The 12,739-nt window shown below is 71.0% G+C and carries 11 protein-coding genes; 4 read left to right on the top strand and 7 right to left on the bottom strand.

What is annotated here, in order from left to right; genetic code table 11:
* Positions 1 to 42: 42 nt before the first annotated feature.
* The 3 genes from AQJ67_RS13980 (at position 43) to AQJ67_RS13970 (ending at position 3,486) form a co-directional block, all read left to right on the top strand.
* Entirely contained in the window at positions 43 to 735 is a 693-nt protein-coding gene (locus tag AQJ67_RS13980; protein WP_062719025.1) for a hypothetical protein, read from the top strand.
* Between the two features lie 125 nt (positions 736 to 860).
* Positions 861 to 1,700: a thioredoxin domain-containing protein gene (locus tag AQJ67_RS13975; RefSeq protein ID WP_062719353.1), complete on the top strand. Its 840-nt coding sequence runs from the start codon at positions 861 to 863 to the stop codon at positions 1,698 to 1,700.
* Between the two features lie 112 nt (positions 1,701 to 1,812).
* Positions 1,813 to 3,486 (top strand): alkaline phosphatase D family protein, encoded by a 1,674-nt coding sequence (locus tag AQJ67_RS13970; protein ID WP_062719024.1) that lies wholly within the window; start codon positions 1,813 to 1,815, stop codon positions 3,484 to 3,486.
* A 357-nt stretch (positions 3,487 to 3,843) separates the two neighbouring features.
* On the opposite strand, the gene AQJ67_RS13965 is transcribed toward AQJ67_RS13970, so the two are convergent.
* Positions 3,844 to 4,413, bottom strand: coding sequence for a dienelactone hydrolase family protein (locus tag AQJ67_RS13965; protein WP_062719023.1), 570 nt, complete (start codon positions 4,411 to 4,413; stop codon positions 3,844 to 3,846).
* Positions 4,414 to 4,508: 95 nt separating this feature from the next.
* Here AQJ67_RS13965 and AQJ67_RS13960 point away from each other — a divergent pair, with 95 nt between their 5' ends.
* Positions 4,509 to 5,639 carry a mechanosensitive ion channel family protein gene (locus AQJ67_RS13960; protein ID WP_062719352.1) on the top strand — a complete coding sequence of 377 codons (1,131 nt, stop codon included), beginning with the start codon at positions 4,509 to 4,511 and terminating at the stop codon, positions 5,637 to 5,639.
* 94 nt (positions 5,640 to 5,733) lie between these two features.
* On the opposite strand, the gene AQJ67_RS13955 is transcribed toward AQJ67_RS13960, so the two are convergent.
* The 6 genes from AQJ67_RS13955 to AQJ67_RS45035 all read right to left on the bottom strand — a co-directional run bounded on the left by AQJ67_RS13955 (position 5,734) and on the right by AQJ67_RS45035 (position 11,426).
* Positions 5,734 to 6,474 (bottom strand): SDR family NAD(P)-dependent oxidoreductase, encoded by a 741-nt coding sequence (locus AQJ67_RS13955; RefSeq protein WP_062719351.1) that lies wholly within the window; start codon positions 6,472 to 6,474, stop codon positions 5,734 to 5,736.
* 38 nt (positions 6,475 to 6,512) lie between these two features.
* Positions 6,513 to 8,099, bottom strand: a complete 1,587-nt coding sequence (locus tag AQJ67_RS13950) for a Na+/H+ antiporter (RefSeq protein WP_062719350.1) — start codon at positions 8,097 to 8,099, stop codon at positions 6,513 to 6,515.
* 87 nt (positions 8,100 to 8,186) lie between these two features.
* Positions 8,187 to 8,687 (bottom strand): GNAT family N-acetyltransferase, encoded by a 501-nt coding sequence (locus tag AQJ67_RS13945; protein ID WP_062719022.1) that lies wholly within the window; start codon positions 8,685 to 8,687, stop codon positions 8,187 to 8,189.
* Positions 8,684 to 9,628, bottom strand: coding sequence for an RluA family pseudouridine synthase (locus tag AQJ67_RS13940; protein ID WP_062719021.1), 945 nt, complete (start codon positions 9,626 to 9,628; stop codon positions 8,684 to 8,686). The genes AQJ67_RS13945 and AQJ67_RS13940 overlap by 4 nt, the downstream gene beginning before the upstream one ends.
* Before the next feature lie 66 nt (positions 9,629 to 9,694).
* Entirely contained in the window at positions 9,695 to 10,291 is a 597-nt protein-coding gene (lspA, locus tag AQJ67_RS13935) for a signal peptidase II (protein WP_062719020.1), read from the bottom strand.
* A gap of 70 nt (positions 10,292 to 10,361) precedes the next feature.
* Positions 10,362 to 11,426, bottom strand: a complete 1,065-nt coding sequence (locus tag AQJ67_RS45035; protein WP_244190466.1) for a TraR/DksA C4-type zinc finger protein — start codon at positions 11,424 to 11,426, stop codon at positions 10,362 to 10,364.
* Positions 11,427 to 12,739: the final 1,313 nt, after the last annotated feature.

Here is a 12,739-nt window from a genome sequence, read left to right as displayed (position 1 = left end):
TAGGGGTCTCTTACAGGACCACGTGACACACTCTCCTCCGCTATGGACATATCCGGGACCCAGCTACGAGCCGTACGCGCGGCGCTGTTCACGTCACTCGTCGTGACGCTCAGCACCGCGTCGCACGTGCTGCTGTCGCGGGCACCCCTGCCGTTGAACACGGTGGCCCTGCTCGCGGCCGCCGTGTTCGTCCTGGCGTACGCCCTGGCCGGCCGCGAGCGGAGCTTCGGGCGGATCGCCGCCCTGCTGATCCCGCTGGAGCTGGCCGCCGACACGATCCTCACCACCGGCCAGCACGTCTGTTACGGCAAAGTGGGCGGACCGGTCGCCGGCCCGCTGGCCTCGGTCGGCTGGGACGTGCTGTGCGGCGACGGCACCCGGGTCGGCACCCCGCTGGCCCAGGTCACCGGCACCGACCCCGACAAACTCGGCGGTCTCCTCGCGCACGCCGCCCCGGCCACCGCCTGGCTGCTGCTCGGCGCGCACATCGGCGTCGGCCTCGTCGCCGCCGCCTGGCTGCGGCGCGGCGAGCGGGCCCTGGAGCAGTTGGTGCGGGCCGTGGCCGCGACGACGTTCCGCCCGCTGCTGTTGGCGGTCGCCGCGGTGACGGTCCGCCGGACCGCGCCGGCCCGCCGGCTGCCGCGCCTCGCCCGCCGTACGGCCGGCGCCCGCGGCCTGCTCCTCGCGCACTCCCTGGGACGGCGTGGCCCCCCGTGCTCACCCGCCCTCGTGTGAACCGACTGCACCGTTGAACCGACTGCACCGTCACTGATCACACGCGCACGGCATTTCGAGCACCACCACGTCCCGATACGTATCCCGCACACACAGGTGTGCGTGTCCCCATGGAGATCACCAAGATGAGCAAGCGGAACAGCCAGGCGGCGAAGTCGGCGGCCCGGGAGCGGCTGCGCGCCGAGCGTGAGCGCGAGGCCAAGCGGGCCAAGGTCAGGCGGCAGATCATCGTCGCCTGCTCGGTCGTCGGCGTCCTGGCGGCGGCCGGTGGCATCGGCTACGCGGTCGTCCAGGCCAACAAGCCCAGCCACTGGGAGTCGATGACGGACGCCAAGGTCGTCGCGCCGGCCAACACCTCCGGCACCAACGGCACGACCGTCGTCATCGGCAAGGACAGCGCCAAGAAGACCCTCAAGATCTACGAGGACCCGCGCTGTCCCGTCTGCGCCTCGTTCGAGCAGGCCGCCGGCTCGGTCGTCGACAAGGACGTCGAGGCCGGCAAGTACAAGATCCAGTTCGTCGGCGGCACGTTCCTCGACGGCGACCAGATGAAGGACAACGAGATCGGAGCCCGCGGCGAGGGCTCCAAGAACGCGATGAGCGCCATGGGTGCCGCGCTGAACGTGAGCCCGGAGGCGTTCCTCGAGTACAAGACCGCGCTGTACTCGGCGAAGTACCACCCGGAGGAGTCCGACGACAAGTTCAAGGACGACGACTACCTGATCGAGGTCGCGGACTCCGTCCCCGCCCTGAAGAACAACACCAAGTTCCAGAACGCGGTGAAGAAGGGCACGTACGACGCCTGGGCGCTGGCCATGTCGAAGACGTTCGACACCAACAAGGACAGCGTGACGGGCACTCCGAGCTTCGTCATGGACGGCAAGAAGCTCGAGACCTCCAACCCCAACACGGGCTGGACGGCGGAGGAGTTCACCAAGGCGGTGGACGCGGCCCTCAAGGGCTGACGCCGGCCGTAGGTCAGCCGGAGGGCCCGGAAGGCGGCCTTCGCGCGAAGAGCGGGCGAATTTTCACCGGTTCGCCCGCTCTCGTTCATACCGATCAGTAACCTGATCGCTCGTGACCAATCGACGCAGATCTTCCGAGCGACTCAACGAGCGCCTCAACTCCCTTGCCCCGCGCCGCCGTACGGTCGTCAAGGCCGCGGCGGCGACGGCTGTCCTGGCCGGCCCGCTCGCGGCCGCGCTGCCCGCCGGCGCCGCCGACGCGGCCCCCGCCTTCCTGCACGGCGTCGCCTCCGGCGACCCGCTGCCCGACGGCGTCCTGCTGTGGACCCGGGTGACGCCGACGCCCGAGGCGACTCCCGGCTCCGGGCTCGGTCCGGACACCGAGGTCAGCTGGATCGTCGCCAAGGACAAGGCGCTGACGAACATCGTCACCAAAGGCTCGACCACCGCGACCGCCGCCTCCGACCACACCGTCAAGGCGGACATACGCGGCCTGGAACCGGCCACCGACTACTGGTTCCGCTTCTCGGCCGGCGCCGCGGACTCCCCGGCGGCGCGTACCCGCACCGCGCCGGCGGCGACCGCGTCCGTCACGGGCCTGCGCTTCGGTGTCGTCTCCTGCGCCAACTGGGAGGGCGGCTACTTCTCCTCGTACCGCCATCTCGCGGCTCGCGGCGACCTGGACGCCTGGCTGCATCTCGGTGACTACATCTACGAGTACGGCAGCGGCGAGTACGGCACCCGCGGCACCGTCGTACGGCAGACCGAGCCCACCCACGAGATCCTCACCCTGGCCGACTACCGCGTCCGGCACGGCAAGTACAAGACGGACCCGGACCTTCAGGCCCTGCACACCAAGGCTCCCGTCATCGCGATCTGGGACGACCACGAGATCGCCAACGACGCCTGGTCGGGCGGCGCCGAGAACCACACCGAGGGCGCCGAGGGCAGCTGGGCCGCGCGCCGGGCCGCCGCCAAGCAGGCCTACTTCGAGTGGATGCCGGTGCGCCCGGCCATCGCCGGCACCACCTATCGCCGGCTGCGTTTCGGCAAGCTCGCCGACCTCTCCCTGCTGGACCTGCGCTCCTTCCGCTCTCAGCAGGTCTCGGTCGGCAACGGCGACGTCGACGACCCGGACCGTACGCTCACCGGGCGGGCCCAACTGGACTGGCTGAAGGCGGGGCTGAAGTCCTCCGACACCACCTGGCGGCTGGTCGGCAACTCGGTGATGATCTCCCCGTTCGCGATCGGCTCCCTCACCGCGGACCTGCTCAAGCCCCTCGCCAAGCTGATGGGCCTGCCGCAGGAGGGCCTCGCCCTCAACCCCGACCAGTGGGACGGCTACACGGACGACCGCCGCGAACTCCTCGCCCACCTGCGTTCGAACGCGATCCGCAACACCGTGTTCCTGACCGGCGACATCCACATGGCGTGGGCCAACGACGTGCCCGTGGACGCCGGCACCTACCCGCTGTCCGCCTCCGCCGCCACGGAGTTCGTCGTCACCTCGGTGACCTCCGACAACCTCGACGACATCGTGAAGGTTCCCGAGGGCACCGTCTCCGCCATCGCCTCGCCGATCATCCGGGCCGCCAACCGGCACGTCCACTGGGTCGACACCGACCGCCACGGCTACGGCATCCTCGACATCACGGCCGAGCGCGCGCAGATGGACTACTACGTCCTGTCCGACAAGGCGAAGCAGAACGCGACCGCCTCCTGGGCCCGTTCGTACCGCACGCGCAGCGGCACGCAGAAGGTCGAGCGGACGTACGACCCGGTGTAACAGGGGCCGGTGCGGAGGCCGTTACCAAGAACGGTGTAAAGACCACGCTCCGAGGCAACCGCGAAGATCAATCCGACCTCGAACGTGTTGTCGGGCCGCTGTCCTGGCGGCCCGACAGTCGTGTTCACGACTGGAGTCACATGGCCACCCCCTAGCCCACCTCCTCGTCGACGAGGTACCGCTCGGAGCCGCGGGGCACGACCCTGCGGATCGCCTGCTCGACCACCGCCACCCCGTCGGGGAACCTCTGGTACCGGATCTACGACTCCCAGCCGGTGGCCTGGGTGTGGTCCGGGCACTTCCCCTCGCTGGTGCACCCGCCGAAGAAGTGCTGACGACCTGCTCCGGGGACCTGAGCTAGAGGGTCTCGAGGAAGCCGAGCGCCACCCGCCAGGTGGCCTCGGCGGCCTCCTCGTCGTAGTCCGGCAGGTCGGGGTCGGTGTAGAGGTGGCCGGCTCCTGCGTATCTGTACACCTCGACGTCGGCGCCCGCTCTGCCCATCTGGAGATACCAGGCGCTCAGCCAGTCGTCCGTCTCGAACGGGTCCGGCTCGGCGACATGCAGCTGCACCGGCAGCTCGTCCACCGTGGCGGTCGCCGCGATGTCCGACGTGCCGTGCAGAAGCAGTAGCCCGCGTGCCTTCTCGTCGCCGAGGGCGAGGGTCTGGGCGATGGAGGCGCCGAGCGAGAACCCGGCGTACACAAGCCCTCGCTCCGAGTAGGGCGCCGCGGCCAGCACGGCCCGCTTCAGCAGCTCGTCCTTGCCGATTCCGTCGTTGAACTCCATGCCCTCCTCGACCGTCTCGAACGTACGTCCCTCGAAGAGGTCCGGCGTCCACACCTCGTGTCCGGCGGCGCGCAGCCGGTCCGCGGCCCGGCGCACGGCGGGCCTGAGGCCATAGGTCGAGTGAAAGAGCACGATGTTCATGAGGCCATGGTGCCAGCCGGGTACGACAACGCCGTGACCACCGCCTCACCGGCGCACATGTTCATGACCGCCCTCGGGTGGTTACCTTCGACGGCATGGAGAACATACTCCGCCCGCTGATCGTGGTCGGCGGCTCGGTTCTGCTCACCCTGGTCATCGGGTGGGCAACCGACCGTCTGATGCGCAAGGCCGACGAACGGCACAGTGAGACCCCGCTGTGGGGTCAGCTGCGCCGCGCCCGCGTCCCGTACCAGCTCGTCCTGTGCGCCGCCCTGCTCAGAGGGTCGTACGACGAGTCGAAGCTGCTGGAGGAGCACAAGGTCGCCGTCGGCCGGGTGCTGACGCTGGTGCTGATCGGGGCGGCGGCCTGGCTGGCGATCCGGATCGCGGCGGCGGTCGTGGAGACCACGTACAGCCGCTACGCCCGGGCGCACCGCGATCCGGCCCGGGTCCGGCGGGTGCGCACCCAGGTGACGTTGATCATGCGCGTGGTCTCGGCGATCGTAGGTGTGGTGGCCGTCGCGGCGATGCTGCTGACGTTCCCCGCGATGCGCGCGGCCGGTGCCTCGCTGCTGGCCTCGGCCGGCATCCTCGGCATCGTCGCCGGTGTCGCCGCCCAGTCCACGCTGAGCAACATGTTCGCCGGGTTCCAGATCGCCTTCGGCGACATGGTGCGCCTCGGGGACACGGTGGTCGTGGACGGTGAGTGGGGCACCGTCGAGGAGATCACGCTGACCTTCCTGACGGTGCGGACCTGGGACGAGCGCCGGATCACGATGCCGGTGTCGTACTTCACCTCGAAGGCCTTCGAGAACTGGTCGCGCGGCGGCGCCCAGATGACCGGCACCGTCTTCCTGCACGTCGACCACTCCGCGCCGATGGAGAAGATGCGCGAGAAACTGCGTGACGTCCTGCGCGCGTGCCCGGCGTGGGACGGCCGTGACTACGGCCTGGTCGTCACGGACTCGACGCCGAGCACCATGGAGGTGCGGGCCCTGGTGACGGCCAAGGACGCGGACGACCTGTGGACGGTACGGGTCGCCGTGCGCGAACAGCTGATCCGCTGGCTGGCCGACGAGCACCCGTACGCGCTGCCCCGCGTCAACGCCACGGACGCGGCCCTGCCGCCCGGCTACCCCGTACCCGGCGGCCCGCCCGGCCGCATCCCGGCCCGCCGCGCCCACCAACACGACCACCTACCACCACAACGCCCCGACCGCCTCTGACGGGGGCGCGGGGAACTGCGCGCCCAGCCACAACGGCGCAGCAGACGCACGACGACAAACCACGGCACAACCCCCCGGCACAACCGCAGAGCGCTCAGTGGCCGCGCTCCGCCCCGCCGTTGACCTGGATGATCTGCGAGGTGACGTGCCCGGCGGCGTGGGACGCCAGCCAGTGCAGGGTGGCGGCCACGTCCCCGGGCGTACCGGCCCGGCCGGTCGAGGTCTCCGCGACCAGCCGGGCGCGCCGCTCCTCGTCCATGCCGTCGCCGAAGAACTCGGTGTCCTCGATGTACCCGGGCGCAACCACGTTCACGGTGATCCCGCGCGGCCCCAACTGCCGGGCCAGATCATGGGCGTACGGATGCAGCGCGGCCTTGGAGGCGGCATACGCCCCGCTGCCGGAGCCGCGGAAGCCGGCGATGGAGCCGATGAACAGCACCCGCCCGCCGGGGTCGGCGAGCCGGTCCTTCAGGGCCTCGGTGAGCAGGGCCGCGGTCAGGGTGTTGAGGCCGAAGTTGAGGGTCCAGTTGTGCAGGACCACGTCGAGCGGCTCGTCGCTGTCCACCTTGGGCTCCAGGTATCCGGAACCGCCGGCGCCGTGGATCAGCACGTCCACGGTGCCGAACTCCCGCGCCACGAACCGCTCCACGCCGCGCACGCCGCTCGGCCTGCTCAGGTCCGCCGCGTAGGTGAGGGCGCCGGGCACACCCGCCTGCTCCAGCACCTCGGGGCGTCTGCCGAGCAGCAGCACCCGGTCCCCGTCCGCCGCGAACAGCTGTGCCGCCGCGAGCCCGATCCCCGTACCGCCTCCACTGATGACAACGTTGCGAGCCATGATCAGATCATACGAAAGGACGTCCGCCGGCGACCGAATCACCGCAGACTGCGCACGTCCAAATGCCGCAGCACCCGGTCCACCACCTCCGGATCGGCCCCCGGCTCGCTGCGGGCCGCCAGCACCTCGTGCCGCGCCGCGCTCAGCAGCTCGTTCTGGATCCGCCGCACCCGCTTCAGCCGGCGCACCCGCTGCTGATGCGCCTCCCGGCGCTCCTCCTCGCCCATGTCCGGGCTGATCCGCACCCCGATCTCGAACGCCCGCCGCAGCATCTGCTCGGACAGTTCCTCGGGCAGGTCCTCGACGGCCTCGATCTCCTTCAGCCGCCGCTTCGCCGCCCGCGCCGCGCGCACCGCCAGCTGCTTCTCGAACTCCTTCTCACGCGCGCTGTCGGCCCGCACCCCGAGCCGCTTCACCAGCCATGGCAGCGTCAGCCCCTGAAGCACCAGCGTCGCCATGATCACGCCGAACGCGATGAAGATGATCTCGTCCCGGTCGGGGAACGGGCCCCCCGACTCGGTCTCCAGCGGAACCGCCAGCGCCAGCGCCACCGAGGCCACGCCGCGCATCCCCGACCACCACATCACGACCGTCTCGCGCCAGCTCATCGGGATCTCCTCGTCGATGTCCCGCTTGGCGTGCATCCGCTTGGTCAGCCAGGTCGCCGGCAGCAGGTACAGCAGCCTCACGAGGACGACGACGCAGACGATCGCGGCCGCCCAGCCGAGCATCTCGTTCCACCGCCCGGACGCCGTGCGCACCGCGTTGTGCAGTTCGAGCCCGATCAGGCCGAAGGCGACCCCGGTGACCAGCGTGTCGACGATGTCCCAGAAGGTGTGCCCGGCCAGCCGCGTCATCACGTCGTCGGCGTCGGTGGCGTACTCGGCGAGGAACAGGGCGGTGATGAGGACGGCGAGCACGCCGGAGCCGTGGAGTTCCTCGGCCATCACGTACGAGGCGTACGGCACCAGCAGCGAGAGCCCGATCTGAAGGGTCGGGTCCCCGAGCAGATCCATCAGTTTGTTGGCGCCCCAGCCGAGCGCGAGCCCGACGGCCAGCGCCACCACGGCGGAGAGCACCAGGTCGAGTCCGGCCTCCCAGGGGGAGAAGGTGCCGCTCACGGCGGCGGCGATGGCCACGTGGTAGAGCACGATGGCCGTCACGTCGTTGAAGAGCCCCTCGCCCTCCAGGATGGACACCAGGCGCCGCGGCAGTCCGAGTTGGCCGGCCACGGCGGTCGCCGCGACCGGATCGGGCGGCGCGACGAGCGCGCCGAGAGCCACGGCGGCGGCGATCGGCAGCCCCGGCACGATCGCGTGGGCGGTCGCGGCCACGCACAGCGTCGTGACGAAGACCAGCGCCACGGCCAGCAGGAAGATGGGCCGCACGTTCGCCGCGAACTGCCGCCAGGAGGTCCGTCGTACGGCGGCATAGAGCAGGGGCGGCAGCAGCAGCGGAAGGATCAGGTCCGGCGGAACCTCGACGTTCGGCACGAACTCGAGCAGCGCGAGCACGATCCCGAGCAGCGTCATCAGCACCGGCGCCGGCAGCCCCAGCCGGTCCCCCACCGGGACACTCACCACGGCCCCGAGCAACAGCACGAACAACAGGGCCAACTGATCCACGGTCAGCGCTCCGGGAAGGTCGACATCCACACAACAGGTCTCCAGCCTGCCACGCCGACTTTCCCACCAGCGCTTACGGGCCCTCGGCTACAGAGCGCGCCGCATCGCCCGGTGCGGTATCCCCGCGTCGGGGAACTCCGGACCGTACGCCACGTATCCCAGCCGCTCGTAGAACCCGAGGGCGTGGGTCTGCGCGTGCAGGTCCACGGCCGCGAGGCCACGCGCGCGGGCCGCGTCCTCGACGGCCCGCACGAGGGCCGCGCCGACGCCGAGGCCACGCGCCGCCTGCGTCACGGCGAGCCGCCCCAGCGAGCCCACCGACGCATCGCCGTCGACCTTCGCCGCGGCCGCCTCGCCGTACAGCAGGCGCCCGGTCCCGAGCGGCAGCCCGTCCTCCCGGACGGCCAGCACATGCACGGCACCGGCGTCGTAGGCGTCGTACTCGATCTCCTGCGGGACGCCCTGCTCGACGACGAAGACCTCCTTGCGCACCGCGAAGCAGGCCTCGCGGTCGGCGGGGTCCTCGGCGACGCGCACCGCGTACGACGTGGACGGCGACGGCGACGGCGACGGCGACGGCGAACTCACGCGTACGTCTCCTCGCGGACCTGGTCCAGGGCCTTCTGGAGGTCGGCCGGGTAGTCGCTCTCGAACTCGGCCCACTGCCCGTCCCCCGGGTGCTCGAAGCCGAGCCGCACGGCGTGCAGCCACTGGCGGGTCAGCCGGAGCCGCTTGGCGAGCGTCGGGTCGGCGCCGTAGGTCAGGTCGCCGACGCAGGGGTGCCGGTGGGCGGACATGTGGACGCGGATCTGGTGGGTACGGCCGGTCTCCAGCTTCACATCGAGCAGCGAGGCCGCGCGGAACGCCTCGATCAGGTCGTAGTGCGTGATCGAGGGCTTGCCCTCGGCGGTGACCGCCCACTTGTAGTCGTGGTTCGGGTGGCGGCCGATGGGGGCGTCGATGGTGCCGCTGGTCGGGTCGGGGTGGCCCTGGACGAGGGTGTGGTACCGCTTGTCGACCGTGCGCTCCTTGAACTGGCGCTTGAGCGACGTGTACGCGTACTCGGACTTGGCGACGACCATCAGACCGGACGTGCCCACGTCGAGCCGGTGGACGATGCCCTGGCGCTCGGCGGCACCGGAGGTCGAGATCCGGTACCCGGCGGCGGCGAGCCCGCCGATGACGGTCGGCCCGGACCAGCCCGGAGACGGATGGGCGGCGACCCCGACAGGCTTGACGATCACGACCACGTCGTCGTCGTCGTGCACGATCTCCATGCCCTCGACCGGTTCGGCGACGATCTGCACCGGCGCGGGCGCGCCAGGCATCTCCACTTCCAGCCAGGCCCCGCCGCGGACCCGCTCGGACTTGCCGACCACGGCGCCGTCGACCTGCACCTTGCCCGCCCCGGCCAGCTCGGCCGCCTTGGTCCTGGAGAAGCCGAACATGCGGGAGATGGCGGCGTCGACGCGCTCGCCCTCCAGGCCGTCGGGCACGGGCAGGGTACGGATCTCGGGAATCGTGCTCACCCGTCGAGTATGCCGGACGGGTCGGACAGCCCCGTACGGAGCCTGTGGACAACCCTCTCCGGGGCCTCAGTCCTTGTGGACGGTCCCGTCGGGGTCCAGCCCCTTGAACGACAGCAGCACGATCAGGATGCCGCCGCACACGATCGCCGAGTCGGCCAGGTTGAACACGGCGAAGTGCTTGGGCGCGATGAAGTCCACGACCGCGCCCTCGAAGACGCCCGGCGAACGGAAGATCCGGTCGGTGAGGTTGCCGAGGGCGCCGCCGAGCAGCAGACCGAGCGCGATGGCCCAGGGCAGGCTGTAGAGCTTGCGGGCGAGCCGGGCGATCACCACGATCACGGCCGCCGCGATCACCGTGAAGATCACGGTGAAGGCCTCGCCGAAGCCGAAGGCCGCGCCCGCGTTACGGATGGCCTCGAACTGCAGCCAGTCACCGATGATCTCGATCGGCGGTTGGTGCTCCAGCTTGGCGACCACGAGCATCTTGCTGATCAGGTCGAGGGCGTACGCGAACACGGCGACGCCGAACAGCACGGCGATCCGGCGCCTGCCCCGGGGCCGCTCGGCCGCGGTGTCGTTCGCGTGCCCGGCGGCCTGCTCCGGCTCGGCTCCCGCCGCCTCTGGGGTATCCGGCGTACCGATGATGCGCTCCGCCTCTGCCACGTGAGTCCCTCAACCTAGGTACCTGACTGAGGACGAGAGTACGACACGTCCGGGGGCACCCGCCTACCGGTCAGTACCGGCGTTCTTGCTTCTGTTTGCACTCGACGCACAGGGTCGCGCGCGGGAAGGCCTGCATCCGTGCCTTGCCGATCGGGTTGCCGCAGTTCTCGCAGAGGCCGTAGGTCCCCGCGTCGAGCCGCTCCAGGGCGCGTTCGGTCTGGATGAGCATCTCGCGCGCGTTGGCGGCGAGCGCCAGTTCGTGCTCGCGCGTGATGTTCTTGGCACCGGTGTCCGCCTGGTCGTCGCCGGCGCCGTCCCCTGAGTCCCGCATCAGGCCGACGAGGGACTGCTCGGACGAGGTGATCTCCTCGCGCAGCCGCGTCTCCTCGGCCTGCAGCTCGGCGCGCGCCTCCTCGACCTCCTCCGGGGTCCAGGGGTCCTCACCGGGGCGCACCGCGAGTTCGCCGGGCTCCACCGCGACGAGGCGTGCCTTGGGAACGGCGGTCTTGGCCGCCGTGGCCGTGCCAGGAGTCTTCTTCGCAACCACCGTCGTGGCTCCCGTCTGCTCCGCGGCCTGCGCCGCGCCCACCTTCTTGGCCCTGCCCTCGGCGACCCCACGCACTCCAGCCGCCCGCACCCCGCGCCCCGCCGCGCCCTTCACTGCCCCTTCCGCAGCGGAGCTCTTCTTGGCCGCCCCCTTCCCCACGGCACCCTTCTTCGCCGAGCCCTTCCCCACACCGCTCACCTCGGCCCCGCTCATCTCAGCCAAGCCCTTGTCCACGGCGCTCACCTCGGCCGCGTCCTTCCCAGCCGAGCCCTTCTCCACGCCCCTCACCTCGGCCGCACTCTCCGCCACGGAACCCTTCCCGGCGGCGCTCACCTTGGCCGCGCTCCCCGTTGCCGAACCCCTCCCCGTGCCGCTCAGTCCGGCCCCGCTCTCCCCCGCTGAGCCGCTCTCCACACCGCTCACCTCAGCCGCCCCCTTCGCCACCGAGCCCTTCCCCGCAGCGCTCACCTTGGCCGCGCTCACCTTGGCCGAACCCTTCCCCGCCGCGCTCCCCTTTGCCGAACCCTTCCCCGCCGAGCTCTCCTCGACCGCGCCCTTCCCTTGACGGCCCTTCTCCGAGCCACTCACCGCGGCCACGTTCTGCGTTGTCGCGCCCTTCCCGGTCGCGCTCACCTTGGCGGAGCTCTGCCCCGCCGAGCCGTGCTTCGCCGCGCTCACCTTGGCGGAGCCCTTGCCGGCCGCCCCGTTCTCGACCGCACCCTCCTCGACCGCCGCCGCCCGACCATCGGCCCCCTTCTTCCGAGAAGCCTTCCGACCTGCGACTTCCTTCCCCGCAACCGCCTTCGCGGTCGCCTTCTTGGCAGCACTCCCCTTGGATGTGCCCTTCTTGGCGGCACCGTCCTCGGCCGCTGCCTTCTTTGCCGTCGCCGCTTCCTTTGCCGTGGCCCTCTTGGCCGCTGCCTCCACGCCCTTCTCGTCGGTGCCCTTCCCAACGACAGCCGTGTCCGCACTTCCCTTGGCCGCCGCCCTCCTCGCCGGAGTCTTCTCGTCGCCGCCCTTCTTGGTGGCGGCCCTCGATACGGCCGCTCTCCCACCGCCCGCCTCGTGAGCGGTCGCCGTCCCGCCCGCCGTGGAAGCGCCCGTCTCGCCACCCGCCGCCTTGTCAGCCCCCCGCACCGCCTTCACCGACTTCCCGTCCCGCGCCCCCGTCGCACCCCCCTGCGCGCTCGTCTTCCCGCCCACACCCTTGGCCGCGCCACCGGAAGCCCCCGCACCACCCGAGGCCCCCGCACCTCCACCACCAGAGACCCCGGCACCCACCGGCACACCCGCACCACCTGAAACTCTGGCCCCCACCGACACACCGCCACCCCGGGAACCACGGGATCCACGGGATCCACGGGCACCACCAGCCACACCCGCGCCGCCAGAAGTCACAGCACCGCCCGACGCCCCCACTCCCACCCCGCCGGAGGCCCCCGCCCCCGCCCCCACTCCCACCCCGCCGGCGGCCTCCGCATGGATGGATCTGCCCGACGCCGACTGCTGTACGGCGGTCTTCTTCGCCACCATGCCGCGGCCCCTTCACATATTGTGATCTTGCTCGCGAATCGTGCTGGGACGATAAATCGACTTGAGTCCCGCGGCAACGGGGCACACCGCCCGATTCGCCCGCCTCGCGCATGCAGCGCGGGAGACCTGCAACCGTTGTGCCCAGCTCCCCGCCGGGTATGCAATCGAGCCGGACGTCCCAGAATCCGAACACGCGTACCGCTCCATTCGGGTCACCACCGGCCGGCCCGACACGGCCACCGAGGCCGCCGGAAAACCGGTCGGCCGCTGTCCCCGGGGCGCCGTACACTGGGCGGAGCGAAAAGCGTGGATGGGGACGAGTAGCGACGTACGCAGCCCAGAGCGACCCGGGGACGGTGGAAGCCCGG

This window comes from Streptomyces caeruleatus, assembly GCF_001514235.1.
Classification (GTDB): domain Bacteria; phylum Actinomycetota; class Actinomycetes; order Streptomycetales; family Streptomycetaceae; genus Streptomyces; species Streptomyces caeruleatus.
The sequence above is the reverse complement of the archived record's forward strand: the minus strand, read 5'-3'. Positions and strand labels throughout refer to the sequence as shown.

Coding starts and splice junctions, on each gene's coding strand:
- AQJ67_RS13980 (WP_062719025.1), top strand. CDS start 43: ATGGACATATCCGGGACCCAGCTACGAGCCGTACGCGCGGCGCTGTTC.
- AQJ67_RS13975 (WP_062719353.1), top strand. CDS start 861: ATGAGCAAGCGGAACAGCCAGGCGGCGAAGTCGGCGGCCCGGGAGCGG.
- AQJ67_RS13965 (WP_062719023.1), bottom strand. CDS start 4,413: ATGAACATCGTGCTCTTTCACTCGACCTATGGCCTCAGGCCCGCCGTG.
- AQJ67_RS13960 (WP_062719352.1), top strand. CDS start 4,509: ATGGAGAACATACTCCGCCCGCTGATCGTGGTCGGCGGCTCGGTTCTG.
- AQJ67_RS13955 (WP_062719351.1), bottom strand. CDS start 6,474: ATGGCTCGCAACGTTGTCATCAGTGGAGGCGGTACGGGGATCGGGCTC.